This window comes from Variovorax sp. P1_H2 (assembly GCF_056405295.1).
The window spans coordinates 1-15,114 of the sequence record NZ_JBFUCJ010000036.1; the positions used below are offsets into that span (position 1 = coordinate 1).

Annotated in this window: 12 protein-coding genes; 5 read left to right on the plus strand and 7 right to left on the minus strand. The window is 69.1% G+C overall.

Annotation, left to right across the window (positions count from 1 at the left end; all coding sequences use genetic code 11):
• The coding region (locus tag AC1D2E_RS14710) for an indolepyruvate ferredoxin oxidoreductase family protein (RefSeq protein WP_478198073.1) at positions 1-3,484 on the plus strand (3,484 nt) is incomplete at its 5' end.
• A gap of 239 nt (positions 3,485-3,723) precedes the next feature.
• The gene (gene shkS / locus AC1D2E_RS14715; protein ID WP_478198121.1) at positions 3,724-5,160 is read left to right on the plus strand and encodes a surface-behavior sensor histidine kinase ShkS; all 1,437 of its coding nucleotides are present in this window, start codon (positions 3,724-3,726) and stop codon (positions 5,158-5,160) included.
• 125 nt (positions 5,161-5,285) lie between these two features.
• On the opposite strand, the gene AC1D2E_RS14720 is transcribed toward shkS, so the two are convergent.
• From AC1D2E_RS14720 to AC1D2E_RS14750, 7 genes are all read right to left on the minus strand, one after another.
• A complete protein-coding gene (locus AC1D2E_RS14720; protein WP_286369234.1) occupies positions 5,286-5,882 on the minus strand; it encodes a LuxR C-terminal-related transcriptional regulator in 597 nt (198 codons plus the stop codon).
• Positions 5,883-5,940: 58 nt separating this feature from the next.
• Positions 5,941-7,266 carry a tryptophan--tRNA ligase gene (locus tag AC1D2E_RS14725; protein ID WP_478198074.1) on the minus strand — a complete coding sequence of 442 codons (1,326 nt, stop codon included), beginning with the start codon at positions 7,264-7,266 and terminating at the stop codon, positions 5,941-5,943.
• A 7-nt stretch (positions 7,267-7,273) separates the two neighbouring features.
• Complete coding sequence (locus AC1D2E_RS14730; RefSeq protein WP_478198075.1) at positions 7,274-7,945, minus strand: site-2 protease family protein; 672 nt, start codon at positions 7,943-7,945, stop codon at positions 7,274-7,276.
• Between the two features lie 41 nt (positions 7,946-7,986).
• Positions 7,987-8,622 (minus strand): L-threonylcarbamoyladenylate synthase, encoded by a 636-nt coding sequence (locus tag AC1D2E_RS14735; protein WP_478198076.1) that lies wholly within the window; start codon positions 8,620-8,622, stop codon positions 7,987-7,989.
• A gap of 189 nt (positions 8,623-8,811) precedes the next feature.
• The gene (locus AC1D2E_RS14740; protein ID WP_478198077.1) at positions 8,812-9,750 is read right to left on the minus strand and encodes a DMT family transporter; all 939 of its coding nucleotides are present in this window, start codon (positions 9,748-9,750) and stop codon (positions 8,812-8,814) included.
• Positions 9,747-10,601 carry a 3',5'-nucleoside bisphosphate phosphatase gene (locus tag AC1D2E_RS14745; RefSeq protein WP_478198078.1) on the minus strand — a complete coding sequence of 285 codons (855 nt, stop codon included), beginning with the start codon at positions 10,599-10,601 and terminating at the stop codon, positions 9,747-9,749. Before AC1D2E_RS14745 ends, AC1D2E_RS14740 begins: the two co-directional genes overlap by 4 nt.
• Positions 10,602-10,648: 47 nt before the next feature.
• The gene (locus AC1D2E_RS14750) at positions 10,649-11,662 is read right to left on the minus strand and encodes a transporter (RefSeq protein WP_478198079.1); all 1,014 of its coding nucleotides are present in this window, start codon (positions 11,660-11,662) and stop codon (positions 10,649-10,651) included.
• Between the two features lie 148 nt (positions 11,663-11,810).
• On the opposite strand from AC1D2E_RS14750, the gene ppk2 reads away from it, so the two are divergent.
• The 3 genes from ppk2 to AC1D2E_RS14765 all read left to right on the plus strand — a co-directional run bounded on the left by ppk2 (position 11,811) and on the right by AC1D2E_RS14765 (position 14,890).
• Positions 11,811-12,728, plus strand: a complete 918-nt coding sequence (ppk2, locus tag AC1D2E_RS14755; protein ID WP_478198080.1) for a polyphosphate kinase 2 — start codon at positions 11,811-11,813, stop codon at positions 12,726-12,728.
• 249 nt (positions 12,729-12,977) lie between these two features.
• Positions 12,978-14,021: an extracellular catalytic domain type 1 short-chain-length polyhydroxyalkanoate depolymerase gene (locus AC1D2E_RS14760; protein WP_478198081.1), complete on the plus strand. Its 1,044-nt coding sequence runs from the start codon at positions 12,978-12,980 to the stop codon at positions 14,019-14,021.
• Between the two features lie 23 nt (positions 14,022-14,044).
• Positions 14,045-14,890, plus strand: a complete 846-nt coding sequence (locus tag AC1D2E_RS14765; RefSeq protein WP_478198082.1) for a lipase family protein — start codon at positions 14,045-14,047, stop codon at positions 14,888-14,890.
• Positions 14,891-15,114 lie beyond the last annotated feature (224 nt).

The window sequence follows — 15,114 nt, forward strand, 5'->3', positions numbered from 1 at the left end:
GATCCGGGTGCTGCTGATGCAGCGCCAGCGCGACGCGGCCCGCGGGTTGAACACCCAGGGCTTCGTCAGCGGCTATCGGGGCTCGCCGCTGGGCATGGTCGACCTTGCGATCTGGAAGGCCGGCAAGGCTTTCGAGGAGGCCGGCATCCGCTTCGTGCCGGCGATCAACGAGGAACTGGCGGCGACGCAGGTGCTCGGCACGCAGCGCGTCGAATCGGACCCCGAGCGCACGGTCGAGGGCGTGTTCGCGATGTGGTACGGCAAGGGCCCGGGCGTCGATCGCGCCGGCGATGCGCTCAAGCACGGCAACGCCTACGGCTCCTCGCCGCACGGCGGCGTGGTGGTGGTGGCGGGCGACGACCATGGCTGCGTCTCGTCCTCGATGCCGCACCAGAGCGACCATGCCTTCATGGCCTGGAGCATGCCGGTGCTGCAGCCGGCCTCGGTGGCCGAGTACCTCGAGTTCGGTCTCTACGGCTATGAACTGTCGCGCTACTCGGGCGCCTGGGTCGGGATGGCGGCGCTGTCGGAAGTGGTCGAGAGCGGCAGCACGGTCGACCTCGACCTGATCCATGCACGCGTCGCGACCTGGGCCGATGCCGACACCGTGCGTGCCGCCACCGGCCACCGCGAGCCGGTCGATGGTCTGCACTACCGCTGGCCCGACCTGCCCTCGCTGCGCATCGAGTCGCGGCTGGCCGACAAGCTCGAGGCGGTGGCCGCCTTCACGCGCGTGAACAGCATCGACCGCCACGTGATCGAGAGCCCGCAGGCCAAGGTCGGCATCGTGACCTGCGGCAAGGCCCACTACGACCTGATGGAGGTGCTGCGCCGCCTCGAGGTGACGCCGGAGGCACTGGCCCGCACCGGAGTGCGGCTCTACAAGGTGGGCCTGAGCTTCCCGATCGAGCAGACCCGCATCAAGGACTTCGCGCAGGGCCTCGACGAGATCCTGATCGTCGAGGAAAAGGGCGCCATCGTCGAGACGCAGCTGCGCGAGCTGTTCTACAACGCGCCGCCCGGCACGCGCCCGGCGCTGGTCGGCAAGCAGGACCGCGAGGGCCGGCCGCTGGTGTCGGCACTCGGCGAGCTGCGGCCGTCGCGGCTGATCGAGCTGGTGGCGCACTGGCTCGAGGCCCATTTCCCCGGCAACAGCGAGCTCGGCGACCACCTGCAGCATGTGCGCGACTTCACGCCGCCCGAATTGCTCAGCAACGATGGCGACTCGGTCAAGCGGCTGCCGTACTTCTGCGCCGGCTGCCCGCACAACACCAGCACCAAGGTGCCCGAGGGTTCGACCGCGCGCGCCGGCATCGGCTGCCACTTCATGGCGAACTGGATGGACCGCAGCACGGCCGGGCTGATCCAGATGGGCGGCGAGGGCGTCGACTGGGTCTCGCACTCGATGTTCACGCGCACGCCGCACGTGTTCCAGAACCTCGGCGACGGCACCTACTACCACTCGGGCTATCTCGCGATCCGCCAGGCGGTGGCGGCCAAGGCGACGCTGACCTACAAGATCCTGTTCAACGATGCAGTGGCGATGACCGGCGGCCAGCCGGTCGACGGCATCATCAGCGTCGACGCGATCGCCCGCCAGGTCGAGTCCGAAGGCGTGAAGCAGGTGGTGGTGGTCAGCGATGCGATCGAGAAGTACGACGCGATGAGGGCCAAGTTCCCGGCCGGCATCGAGTTCCACGACCGCGCCGAGCTCGATGCGGTGCAGCGGCGCCTGCGCGAAGTGCCCGGCGTGACGGTGCTGATCTACGAGCAGACCTGCGCCGCGGAAAAGCGCCGCCGCCGCAAGAAGGGCGAGCTGGCCGACCCGGCCAAGCGCCTGTTCATCAACGAAGCGGTGTGCGAGGGCTGCGGCGACTGCACCGTGCAGAGCAACTGCGTGGCGGTGCTGCCGCACGAGACCGAGTTCGGCCGCAAGCGCAAGATCGACCAGACCAGCTGCAACAAGGACTATTCCTGCGCCCAGGGCTTCTGCCCGAGCTTCGTCGGCGTCAGCGGCGGCGCGCTGCGCAAGAAGAGTGGCGCGCTGGCGGCCGGCAAGGACGCCTTCCTGCGCCACGTGGAGGCGTTGCCGCGGCCGGCGGCCCATGGCTGGACCGCGCCCTACGACCTGCTGGTCACCGGTGTCGGCGGCACCGGCGTGGTGACCGTGGGCGCGGTGATCGCGATGGCCGCGCACCTCGAAGGCAAGTCGGCCAGCGTGCTCGACTTCATGGGTTTCGCGCAGAAGGGCGGCGCGGTGCTGAGCTTCGTGCGCCTGGCCGACACGCCGGAGCGGCTGAACCAGGTGCGCATCGACACCCAGCAGGCCGACGCGATCCTGGCCTGCGACGTGGTGGTCGGTGCCTCGCCCGATGCGCTGCAGACCGTGCGCCATGGCCGCACCCGGATCCTCGCGAACATGCATGAGATCCCGGTGGCCGAGTCCCTGCGCAACCCGGATGCCGACCTCAAGACCGAACTGCTGCTCGAGAAGATGCGCTTCGTCGCCGGCCGCGACCAGGTGCAGACCTTCGATGCCCAGACGCTGGCCGAAGAGTTCCTCGGCGACACGCTGGCATCGAACATCCTGGCGGCGGGCTATGCCTGGCAGTGCGGCCTGATTCCGCTGAGCCTCGAGGCGCTGACGCGTGCGATCGAACTGAACGGCGTCGCCGTGGCGGCGAACCAGATGGCCTTCTCGCTCGGCCGCCTGGCCGCGGGCGATCCGCAGGCCATCGATGCCTTGCGCGGGGCACCGGCTGTGGCGCCCGAAGACGAATCGCTGGATGCGCTGATCACCAGGGCCATGCGGCACCTGGCCGGCTATCAGAACGCCGCCTGGGCCAAGCGCTTCGAGGCCCGGGTGCAGTCCGTGCGCCAGCGCGAGGCCGCAATGGCCGGCGGTGATCCGTCCCTGCCCGTCACGCGCAATGCGGCCCAGAGCCTGCTCAAGCTCATGAGCTACAAGGACGAGTACGAAGTGGCGCGCCTCTACAGCGACGGCAGCTTTCGCGAGAAGCTCGCCGAGCAGTTCGAAGGCGATCTCAAGCTCGAGTTCCACATGGCGCCGCCGTTCCTGGCGCGGCCGAAGAACGGCCAGCCGCCGGTCAAGATCCGCCTCGGTGGCTGGATGCTGCCGGCGATGAAGTGGCTGGCGCGCGGCAAGCTGCTGCGCGGCACGGCCTTCGACCTCTTCGGCCACACCGAGGAGCGTCGGCTGGAGCGAGAGCTGATCGAGCGCTTCGACGCCCGGCTGGACGAGTTGATGGCCGGGCTCGCGCCCGCCAACCAGCGGCTGGCGGCGCAGATCGCCGCGGTGCCGCTGGCGATCCGCGGCTACGGCCACGTGAAGCTGGCCAACCTGGCGCTGGCGCGCGGCCGCGAGGCCGAGTTGCTGCACCGCTTTGCGCCCGAGCGCTATCCGCGGCCGGTCGCCGAGGCCAAGGCCGGGCAGATCCGCGGCATCGCGGTGGTGGCGCACTGAGTGCTTTCTCCATGCTGCGTTGTGCGCACGCGACGAATAAGGGAATGATTGGACCGGTGACGCGCGATCGGCCAATTAAGATCACGCCCTAGCGCCTGGCGCACCGGGGGTGCGTGGCACGAGGCGGCCTCCGGCCTCCGACCTATTTCAGTTGCGAGCCGCAGTGCCGCATGCAGGGCCCCTCGCCAGGGGCCTTTTTCTTTTTATTTTGTGGCCTGGATGACAAGGGCGTGAAAGCCATGGTGGGTAATTCGTCGTTCGCGGGGCTGGGCAACTCGTCCTTTGCCAGCCTCACACCGGCACCGGCCTCAGCCGACGAGGCCGAGCCGTGGGTGCGCGGCGAACTCATCCGCAGCCTGATGCGGGCCTCGCGGGGCTCCTATCTGCTGGCCGCGGCGCTGATGCCGGCGATGGTCGGCCTGAGCTGGGGCCATGTGCCGCCCTGGCAATTGATCGTCTGGCTGGTCATCGGCATCGCCGCCACTGCCTGCCGGATCTGGGGCGAACAGCTCTATGCCCGGCACTACGCCGACCGCGATTCGGCCGCGCAGCAGTACTTTGTCGAGCGCTACCGCTATCTCTGGAGTGCCAGCGGCTTCGCCTGGGGCCTGTCGATCCTGATCTTCTTCGAGCGCACGCCGCTGGTGAACCAGTTCATGAGCTGGCTGATCGTGGCCGGCGTGGCGACCTTCCCGCTCAACGGCCTGGCGCTGCACCCGCCGCTGCTCAGGCGTTACGTCAACACCCTGTTCTTCACGATGCTGGCGTCGATCGTGCTGCGCATGATCGAGCTCAAGTTCGCGCGGCCGCATTTCCACTACGGTTTCCTGATGCTGCCGGTGCTGCACTGGTGGCTGCTCCTGCGGGCCGGCCGGCGCATCCACGAGACCGCGCGCAACAGCTTCGAGCTGCTGTTCCACAACCACATCCTGATCAACTCGCTGACGCAGCAGCGGCAGGCGGCGGTCTCGGCGGTGGCCATGAAGAACCGCTTCCTCGCCAGTGCCGCGCATGACATGCGCCAGCCGGTGCTGGCGCTGTCGCTCTATGCCGACTGGCTGCGCAACGAGCCCGAACTGGTGGCCGAGATCGCGCCCAAGATCGTCCGCGCCACGCACGCCGTGAATGCCTTGTTCGATTCGCTGTTCGACCTCGCCCGCATCGATTCGGGGCAGGTGCGGCTGCACATCGAGCGGGTCGATGTGGCCCAGCTGCTGCACGACCTCGAGCTGCAATACCGGCCCGTGGCCGAGGCCAAGGGACTGACCTTCCGCATGCACGTGACGCCCGGCACGGTGCTGACCGACCCGATCCGGGTCCGCCGGATGATCGGCAACCTGCTGGCCAACGCGACCAAGTACACCGCCGAGGGCGGCATCCTGCTGGCTTCGAGGCAGACCCGCGACGGCCTGCGGGTGGAGGTGTGGGACACCGGCATCGGCATCGCGCGCGAGCACCTGCGCGATGTCTTCCTGGAGTTCTACAAGGTCGCCGACCACGCCGGCACCTCGGACGGCTTCGGCCTCGGCCTGGCGATCGTCGCGCGGCTGTCGCATGCCCTCGGCCATCCGGTCAGCGTGCGCTCGCGCCTGGGCCGCGGCAGCGTCTTCCGCGTCGCCTTGCACGACGCCGACGAAACGCAAGCCCAGACCCGCATCTCGGGCGCTGTCGGCTGACGTGATCGGCCGGCGCAGCCCGGCCTGTTGGTGAAACACCGAGGAACCGGCTTTGCCGGGCCTCTGGTGTTGCCCCCCGGAGAGGGGGTGGGCGCCCGGACACGAAGTGCCGGGCAACCTGGGGGTCAGCCGGAGAGCAGGCCGTTGGTGCGGGCGTGGTGCAGCGCCTGCGTCCGGCTCTTCACGCCGAGGCGCCGGAACAGCCGCCACAGATGCACCTTGACCGTGTGCTCGCTGATGTCGAGCTCGGTGGCGATGTCGCGGTTGCTCATGCCCTGGTCGAGCATGGCGATCAGCTGGGTCTGTCGCTTCGACAGCTTGCTGTTGGCGGCAGCCACCGGCTCTTCGGCGTCGGTGTCGGCCATCAGCAGGCCGCGCAGCGCGGCCGTGAGCTCGGCCGAGCTGGCCGATTTCTCGATGTAGGTGTCGGCACCGGCCTCGATGCAGGCCTCTTCCATGTCGGCCGAGGGCGAGGCGGAATACACCGCGATCGGCACGTCCGGATAGGCCAGCTTGACCGCCACGACGCCCGAGACGCCGGTGGTGTCGGGCAGCTTCAGGTCGAGGCAGAACAGGCCGGGCGCCCCGTGTTGCTTGACGGCCGCCGCCAGCTTGTCGAGGCGCTCGAGTTCGACGATGTTCTCGGCCGGTCGCAGGCGCCGCAGCACCATCACGATGGCGTCGCGCATCAGGGGGTGGTCGTCGATGACATAGATACTCATGATTTACTCGCAGTGTCCACAGGTCGGGCATTGCCCATCGCTGCGGTAGATTGTCCCTTTAGCCCTCGCTGGCCGCATCGGCTGCGGCCAGCGCTTCCAGTGCGGCCGAAGCCGCACGCCTAACTTCGTCGTCCATTGCCTCGAGCTGCGCGGCGAGCTGCGCCAGTGCGGCCCCCCGCTGCTGCCGCAGCGTTCCGATCGCCCGGCCCGCTTCCTGCGGTGTTGTGAATCCCCGGCTTTGTACCAGCTGCGCACCACTTGCGTCGAGCAACTTGAAATAGAAAAGCCCGTCGCGCTCGCGGTACTGCTTGAAGCTGGGCCGCGCCACCTTGGCCGCCTTGGGCGCCACCGCCTGGTCGTGGCTGGCGAGATTGCGCAGGCCGACCGCGTGGCGCAGGCCTTCCATGAACGGCCGCGACAGCGCGCGCGCCTTCTCGGCGCCGTTGCGCAGGATCCGCTCGATCTGGGCCGGATCGTTGAGCAGGGCTTCGTAGTGCGCCCGCATCGGCGCCACCTCGCGGTCGATGCGCTCGAACAGCATCTGCTTGGCGTCGCCCCAGCCGATGCCGTCGGCGTAGGCCCGGCACAGGGTCTCGGTCTCCTCGTCGTCGGCGAAGGCCTGGTAGATCTGGAACAGGGCCGAACCCTCGGTGTCCTTGGGTTCGCCCGGCGCGCGCGAGTCGGTCACGATGCCGTTGATCAGCTTCTGCAGCTGGGCGCGTGGCGTGAAGAGCGGGATCGTGTTGTCGTAGCTCTTGCTCATCTTGCGGCCGTCGAGGCCCGGCAGCGTCGCCACCGTGTCGTCGATCTCGGCCTCGGGCAGCGTGAAGTGCTCGCCGTACAGATGGTTGAAGTGCTGCGCCATGTCGCGCGCCATCTCGATGTGCTGCACCTGGTCGCGGCCCACCGGCACCTTGTGGGCATTGAACATCAGGATGTCGGCGCCCATCAGCACCGGGTACATGAAGAGGCCGGCGCTGACGTCGGCGTCCGGGTCCTCGCCCTTGGCGCTGTTCTTGTCGACCTGCGCCTTGTAGGCATGGGCACGGTTGAGCAGGCCTTTGCCCGTGACGCAGGTGAGGAACCAGGTCAGCTCGGGGATCTCGGGGATGTCGGACTGGCGGTAGAAGGTGACGCGCTCCGGGTCCAGCCCGCAGGCCAGCCAGGTGGCGGCGATCTCGAGCGTCGAGCGCTGGATGCGGGCCGGTTCGTCGACCTTGATCAGCGCGTGGTAGTCGGCCAGGAAATAGAAACTCTGAACGTCGTCGCGGCGGCTGAATCGCACCGAATGGCGCACCGAACCGACATAGTTGCCGAGGTGCGGCGTGCCGCTGGTGGTGATGCCGGTCAGGAAGCGGATGGGCGTATCGGGAAGAAGGGCCATGGGAAGTTCAGCGAATGAGGGCGGTGAGCGGGCTCAGCAGCAGCGAGATGGCCTGGTAGCCGAAGGCCATCAGCGGGCTCAACCACCAGGTGCTGACGACGCCGGCGATGACCAGGCCCATCACGATGAAGAAGCCGTAGGGCTCGATGCGGGCCAGCAACTCCTGGGCGCCCCCGCGTGGCAGCAGGCCGGCCAGCACACGGCCGCCGTCGAGCGGGGGCAGCGGGAACAGGTTGAAGGCCCACATCACGAGGTTGACCAGCACGCCGCCCTGGGCCATCTTGATAAAGAAGGTTTCGTTGATGCCGGCGCCGACCAGGCCGACCAGGAACAGTGCCCAGACGATGGCCTGGACGAAGTTGGAGACGGGACCGGCCAGCGCGACCCAGATCATGTCGCGCTTGGGGTGGCGCAGGCGGTTGAAATTGACCGGCACCGGCTTGGCGTAGCCGAACAGGAAGGCGCCCGAGGTGGCGAAGTACAGCAGCAGCGGCATCAGGATGGTGCCGACCGGGTCGATATGCTTGAACGGGTTGAGGGTCACGCGGCCCAGCACGTAGGCCGTGTTGTCGCCGAAGTACCGTGCCACGTAGCCATGGGCCGCTTCGTGCACCGTGATCGCGAAGACCACGGGCAGGGCGTAGATCAGGACGGTTTGAATCAGGTTTTGAATATCCACCGCCGGATTGTCTCAGACGGTGAGACTGTCCCTGGCGGGACTCACAGGCCCAGGGCGGCCAGCGGGCCGCGCCCCTGCCGCACCAGCAACGGTTCGCCACCGGTGCCCATGGGCGTGAGGTCGACCACGGTGGTCGGCTCGGAAGGGCAGGCACCCGCATCGATCACGCCGCCGATCTGCTTCTCGAAGCGCTCGCGGATCTGGGTCGGGTCGTTCATGGCCTCGGTTTCGCCGGGCGGGATCAGCGTGGTCGCCAGCAGCGGCTCGCCGTGCAGCGTCAACAACTCCAGCAGCACCCGGTGGTCGGGCACCCGCAGGCCGATGGTCTTGCGCTGCGGATGGCTGACCCGCCGCGGCACCTCCTTGGTGGCCTCGAGCAGGAAGGTGTAGKGGCCGGGCGTGRCCGCCTTCAGCAGCCGGTACTGCTTGTTGTCGACCCGGGCGTAGTTCGAGAGCTCGCTCAGGTCGCGGCAGATCAGCGTCAGGTGGTGCTTGTCGTCGACCTGGCGGATCCGGCGCAGCTGGTCGACCGCGTCCTTGTCGTCGAGGTGGCAGGCCAGCGCGTAGCTGGAGTCGGTCGGCACGGCGACGATCTCGCCGCGGGCCAGCAGGGCGACCGCCTGCTTCAGCAGGCGCTGCTGGGGGTTGTCGGGGTGGACTTCGAAGAACTGGGCCATGGGGGCGATTCTGTCAGGAATGAGGCCGGCGCCGGGCCGCCCCAAGGCGGCCTGCGGCCCCCTTGGGGGGCAGCGAGTACACGAAGTGACGGAGCGTGGGGGCTCAGCCAGGCCGGCGCCGGGCCGCCCCAAGGCGGCCTGCGGCCCCCTGGGGGGCAGCGAGCACACGAAGTGGCGGAGCGTGGGGGCTCATGATTCGGCCGGCTCGATGGGAACCCGGCGTTCGCGGACCGTGAGCCAGGCGCCCGCCGCCCCGCAGACCGCGATCATGCCCATGCCGATCAGCGAGATGCTGTCCGGCACATAGGCGAAGATGATCCAGCCGCCCAGCATCGCGAAGGCGATCTGCGCATAGAGATAGGGCGTCAGCGTGGAGGCCGGCGCCCGCTGGTAGGCCAGGATCAGGATGAAATGGCCGACCGTGCCCATGAAACCCATCAGGCACAGCAGGGCCCACCAGTGCCAGGACGGCAGCGCGGTCCAGACGAAGGGCAGCGCCAACGAGGCCAGCAGCGCGCCGACCCAGCCGGTGTAGAAGTGCATCGTCAGCGGGTCCTCGGTCTGCGCCAGCTTGCTGGTCAGCACCTGGAACCAGGCGTTGGTCAGCACCAGCCCGATCGGCAGGAACATGGCCCAGCTGAAGGCGTCGCCGCCCGGGCGCAGGATCACCAGCGTGCCCGCGAAACCGCCCGCCACCAGCGCCCAGCGCAGCCGCGACACCTGCTCTTTCAGCGTGGTGGCGGCCAGCAGCGTGATGACCAGCGGCGCGATCAGCACGATCGAGGTGAACTCGGCCAGCGGCATGTAGCGCAGGCTGAGGAAGGCCAGCGTGCTCGAGGCCAGCAGCAGGGCGCCGCGCAGCAGCTGGTAGCGCGGATGGCGGGTGCGCAGCAGCGCGGTGCCATGGCGCGGCAGCAGCACCAGCGTGGTCGCCGCCGCCTGGAAGAAATAGCGGACCCAGACGCCCATCAGGATCGGCACGGCCGCGGTCGACAGCTTGGTGGCGGTGTCGAGCGTGGCGAAGCAGGCCACCGCCAGCAGGACCAGGCCGATGCCGGCCAGGATGCGCTCCGATTCCAGGTCGCGGGTGCCTTTCGGCGCGACGGCCTCGCTCGCCTGGGCCGTCACTGGATGCGGTGCTCCAGCAGTTCCCACACCGGGGTCAGCTGGCCGGGCAGCGGCGGCAGCTTGCCGAGGTCGCAATGGCTTTCGTCGGGACTGTGGAAATCGCTGCCGCGCGAGGCGGCGAAATCGAACTCGAGTGCCTTGTCGGCGTACTCGACATACTCGGCCGGCGTGTGGCTGCCGGTGACCACCTCGATCGCCCGGCCGCCGTGGGCCTTGAACTCGAGGAAGAGGGCGTATTCCTCGTTGGCCGTGAACTTGTAGCGGCCGGGGTGGGCGATCACGGCCAGTCCGTTGGCGGCGGTGATCCACTGCACCGCATCCTTCAGCGAGGCCCAGCGGTGCGGCACGTAGCCGGGCTTGCCTTCGGTCAGGAACTTGCGGAACACCTCGGAGGTGTCGCGGCAGTGGCCGGCCTCGACCAGGAAGCGGGCGAAGTGGGTGCGCGAGATCAGCTCGGGGTTGCCGACGAAGCGCAGCGCGCCCTCGTAGGCGCCGTGGATGCCGACCTTGGCCAGGCCCTCGGACATTTCCATGGCGCGCTTGCCGCGGCCGCCACGGGTGTCGTAGAGGCCTTCGCCGATCGCAGCGTCGTCGGGGTCGAAACCCAGCCCGACGATGTGCACGGTTTCGCCGGCGAAGGTGACCGAGATCTCGGTGCCGGTGAGGTACTTCATGCCGTGCGCGCGGGCAGCGGCGGCGGCGCGGTGCTGGCCGCCGACCTCGTCGTGGTCGGTCAGGGCCCAGAGCTCGACGCCGTTGGCGGCGGCGCGTTCCGCCAGTGCCTCGGGTGTCAGCGTGCCGTCCGATACGACGGAATGGCAGTGCAGGTCGGCATTGAGGATGGAGGACACCGCACGAGTTTATTCTTTCTCGAAATTGCCTGCGGCGGCCCGCTTTTTCAGCGTTTCTTGCGGAACGCGAGCCAGGCTGCGACCGCGGTGAAACTCATCACGATCGCCACCACGATCCAGAAGCCATGCCGGTGGTCGGCCAGCGGGATGCCGCCGACGTTCATGCCGAACAGGCCGGCCAGGATGTTGATCGGCAAGGCCAGCACGGTCACGACGGTCAGCACGAACAGGCTGCGGTTGTTGTCCTCGTTGACATCGGCGGCGATTTCTTCCTGCAGCAGCTTGATGCGCTCCTGCAGTCCGACCATGTCGCGCAGCACCACCGAGAATTCCTCGGTCGAGCCGCGCAGCTCCAGCACATCGGGCTCGGCCATCCAGGCGGGCGGGCTCTGCAGCAGCCGGAACAGCGCCGCCGGCTCGGGCGCCAGCAGCCGCTGCAGCCGCACCAGCACCCGGCGCAGCTCGCCGAGCCGGGCCCGCTTGTGGTCGAGCCGGCCGGCCAGCAGCGCGTCCTCGATGTCGTCGATGCGCCCGGTCACGTCGCGCACGATCCTCACCAGCACGTCGGCCTGCACCCGCAGCAGGTGCTCGAGCAGCTCGGTGCTGGAACGCGGGGCGTCGCCGGCCTTGACCGCGGTGCGCAGTGCATCGACCGACCGCAGCGGCTGGGTGCGCGCGGTCACCACCAGCCGCGGGCCGACGCTGATCCACAGGGTCGAGATGTCGGAGGGCTCGAAGCTGAAATCGAAATGGACGTCGTTGATGACCGCGATCAGCGAGTCGTCGGCGCGCTCGATCCGGGTCGAGTGCAGGCCCTCCTTGAGGGTCTCGAAGAAGATGTCGGACAGGCCGGCGTGGCGCAGCAGCCAGCGTTCGGCCTGGGCATGGCTCAGGTTGAAATGCAGCCAGAGATAGGCGCCGGGGGCGGTGCCGGCCGCCAGCCAATCGGCTGCCTGTGCGGAATCGACTGCGCGCACCGGTTCCGGGGCGGCGGCATCGAACAGGTAGCCGCAGATCAGCCCGGCGTCGTCGCTGCCGTAGGCGCCAGCGATCGAGTTCATGGTGCGATGGGCATGGTCGGTGTCGCGGGATGCTGCCGGCGGCATGTGTCAGCCGTGTGACGGCGGCGGCGCGGTGTACTTTCTGTCACGAGACCGTCATCCGGCGGCCTCAGCATGGTGGCATTCCCCTTGCCATTCGAGTCGAACCATGACGCTGCCGAGTACGTTCAGTGACCCCGAGGACCTGGTGGCGCGCATCGCGCGTGACCTGGTGGACAGCTACGACGAGGAGATCGAACTCGAGCTCGAGGACCGCAGCCTCGACGAGCTGGAGACGGGCACGGTCACCGACAAGGCGGGGCGCCAGGCCTACTTCAAGGAGCTGTTCCGGCTCCAGGGCGAGCTGGTCAAGCTGCAGGACTGGGTCCAGCACAGCCGGCAGAAGGTCGTGATCCTGTTCGAAGGGCGCGATGCCGCGGGCAAGGGCGGCGTCATCAAGCGGATCACCCAGCGGCTCAATCCGCGCGTGGTGCGCGTTGCGGCCCTGCCGGCGCCGAACGACCGCGAGCGTACCCAGTGGTACTTCCAGCGCTACGTGGCGCACCTGCCGGCGGCCGGCGAGATGGTGCTGTTCGACCGCAGCTGGTACAACCGCGCCGGCGTCGAACGGGTGATGGGTTTCTGCTCCGACGAGGAGTACGAGGAATTCTTCCGCACCGTGCCCGACTTCGAGCGGATGCTGGTGCGCTCGGGCATCAAGCTGATCAAGTACTGGTTCTCGATCACCGACGAGGAGCAGCACATGCGTTTCCTCGGCCGTATCCACGACCCGTTGAAGCAGTGGAAGCTGAGCCCGATGGACCTCGAATCTCGCCGCCGCTGGGAGGAATACACCAAGGCCAAGGAGACGATGCTGGACCGCACCCACATCCCCGAGGCGCCCTGGTGGGTGGTGCAGGCGGTCGACAAGAAGAAGGCGCGCCTGAACTGCATCAGCCACCTGCTGGGCCAGCTGCCCTACCACGAGGTGGCGCACCCGCCGGTGGCGCTGCCGGCGCGGGTCCGGAACGCCGACTACCTGCGCCACCCCGTGCCTGCCAGCATGTATGTGCCCGAGCGGTACTGAAATGAAACACCCCCCGAAGCGCCTGCGGCGCTTCCCCCCTCAAGGGGGGCGATACCGGCGGCCCGGCAAAGCCGGTTCCGCGGTATCCCTGGCATTTGGCTGCGCCGGTTCCATGCGTCGCGGGTCACGCGATCACGTGGTGGGGCACTGATTGACGGCGCGCTCCCCGGGCCGGCCGATGGTCGGGTAGCTGGCCGGGGACGAAGCTGCTACCGTGTTCGCAACGATGCACGCCAGCCCGCCGCCGCCATGTCCCCCCGTTCGCCCTCTGCGCTGACCCGTGCCTACAAGCGCGGCCTGAACGCGCTCACCAAGGCGACGCTGGGCAGCGGCAAGCGGATCGCCCAGCGGGTCCGGAGCGTCGCGGTGGAGCAGCTCAAGCCGCCGCCGGGGCGTGGCGACTGGATCGCCGGCGCCGCGCTGGGACCGGCCGGGGCGCGGCGCTACCACCTCTATCGCCCGCCCGCACTGGCGCTGGAGCCGGGCGAGCAGCTGCCCCTGATGGTCATGCTGCACGGCTGCGCCCAGACCGGCCGCGATTTCGCGATCGCCACCCGCATGAACCGGGTCGCCGACCGCGAACGCTTCCTGGTTCTCTATCCCGAGCAGGACCGCCTGGCCAATGCGCAGGGCTGCTGGAACTGGTACGACCGTCGTTCCGGCAAGGCCGATGCCGAGGCCGCCACCCTGATGGCCGCGATCGACCAGGTGCTGCTGCTGTATCCGGCCAATCGCGAGCGGGTGGCGATCGCCGGGATGTCCGCCGGCGCCAGCATGGCGGCCCTGCTGGCCACCCGCTATCCGGCGCGCTTCAAGGCGGTTGCCATGCATTCGGGCGTGGCGCCCGGCGCGGCCAAGTCGCCCGCCACCGCGCTGGGTGCCATGCGCGGCCAGCATGTGCCGCCGATGCCGGCCACCGCGGTCGGCAAGGCGATGGGCGCGGCAGCGGTATTCACCACGCTGCCGCCGCTGCTGATCCTGCACGGCGACGCCGACAGCGTGGTCGCTCCGAGCAACGCCGGCAGCAGCGCGGAGGTCTGGGCGGTCGCCACCGGCGGCCGGCCCGGGGCGGTGCGGGCGATGCAGCGCGGCAAGCGCCATCCGATGCGCGTCACCGACTTCCACCGTGGCAGCCGGACGATGGTCACGCTGTGCGAGATTGCCAGCCTGGGCCATGCATGGAGCGGCGGAGCGTCGAGCATGCGCTTCACCGACGCCGCCGGACCCGATGCCTCGAAGCTGGTGTGGGCCTTCGTGGCCCGCCAGTTCCGGCGTGCCGCGCCGCGAACCTAGGGTCGACCTGCCTGGAGCCGCCGATGCCGTCCATCCCCTATGACGCCAGCCGGACCGCGCTCTACACGCCCGAGCGGCAGCCGACGCTGTTCGAGGCCGGATGCAGCTACACGCCCGCGCAGTGGGCGGTCGAGGCTGCGCGGCTGGCCTACTATCGGGCGGAGGAATCCGAGGCCGAAATGCGGCGGCTGACCGAGGCGCTGGCCTGCGCGGGTTTCGGCGCACCGGCCTTGTTTCGTGACGATGCCACCTTCGCCTTCGGCAGCCTCAACGCGGACGGCAGCGCGCTGATCGCTTTCCGCGGCACCCAGCCCGACGAGATTCGCCACCTGGCAACCAACCTCCAGGCGCAACAGGTCGACTGGAGCGAAAGCGGCGGCCGCGTGCATGCCGGATTTGCCGAGGCGGCGCGATCGGTGCTGCCGCAGGTCAACGATTGGCTGGGCAGCGCGGCGGGCCAGCACAACCGTCTGATCCTTGCCGGGCACAGCCTGGGTGCCGCGCTTGCCACGCTGGCCGCCACCGTCCTGCAGCCGGCCCTGCTGGTCACGCTCGGCTCGCCGCGCGTCGGCGACGCGGTTTTCGTCTCGGCCCTGAGCGAGCTGCGCGTGATGCGCGTCGTCGACGGCTGCGACGTCGTGACGCAACTGCCGCCGGCGCTGTCCTTCTACGCGCACGCCGGGGCGGTCAGCTACATCCGCTGCATCGACGGCCTCTGCGTGGAGGATCCGAGCCCGTCGGAGATCGAGGCCGACCGCATCCAGGGCCGGGCGCGGTACGCGGCGGAGCACGCATGGCGGCCGGGCTCGGTGCTGCTGCGGGAGTTGGCGGACCATGCGCCGATCAATTACGCGAGAGCGTTCTTTTAGCTCGCCCCCAGGTTGGGCTCACTTCGTGTAGCCCGCCTCGAGTCGCTGCCAGAGGCAGCGGCTCTTCGGAGCCGTCCAAGCCTGCGCAGGCAGGCTTGGAGCCGCGGCTCCTCAGCCCCCTACCGGGGGCAACACCTGAGGCCCGGCGAAGCCGGTTCCTCGGTGTTTCACGAAGGGGCCTGGCGTTGCCGGCCTTGAAACGTCGCCCCGCGTACGCCACTGGG

Coding starts and splice junctions, on each gene's coding strand:
- shkS (WP_478198121.1), top strand. CDS start 3,724: ATGGTGGGTAATTCGTCGTTCGCGGGGCTGGGCAACTCGTCCTTTGCC.
- AC1D2E_RS14720 (WP_286369234.1), bottom strand. CDS start 5,882: ATGAGTATCTATGTCATCGACGACCACCCCCTGATGCGCGACGCCATC.
- AC1D2E_RS14725 (WP_478198074.1), bottom strand. CDS start 7,266: ATGGCCCTTCTTCCCGATACGCCCATCCGCTTCCTGACCGGCATCACC.
- AC1D2E_RS14750 (WP_478198079.1), bottom strand. CDS start 11,662: ATGAACTCGATCGCTGGCGCCTACGGCAGCGACGACGCCGGGCTGATC.
- ppk2 (WP_478198080.1), top strand. CDS start 11,811: ATGACGCTGCCGAGTACGTTCAGTGACCCCGAGGACCTGGTGGCGCGC.
- AC1D2E_RS14760 (WP_478198081.1), top strand. CDS start 12,978: ATGTCCCCCCGTTCGCCCTCTGCGCTGACCCGTGCCTACAAGCGCGGC.
- AC1D2E_RS14765 (WP_478198082.1), top strand. CDS start 14,045: ATGCCGTCCATCCCCTATGACGCCAGCCGGACCGCGCTCTACACGCCC.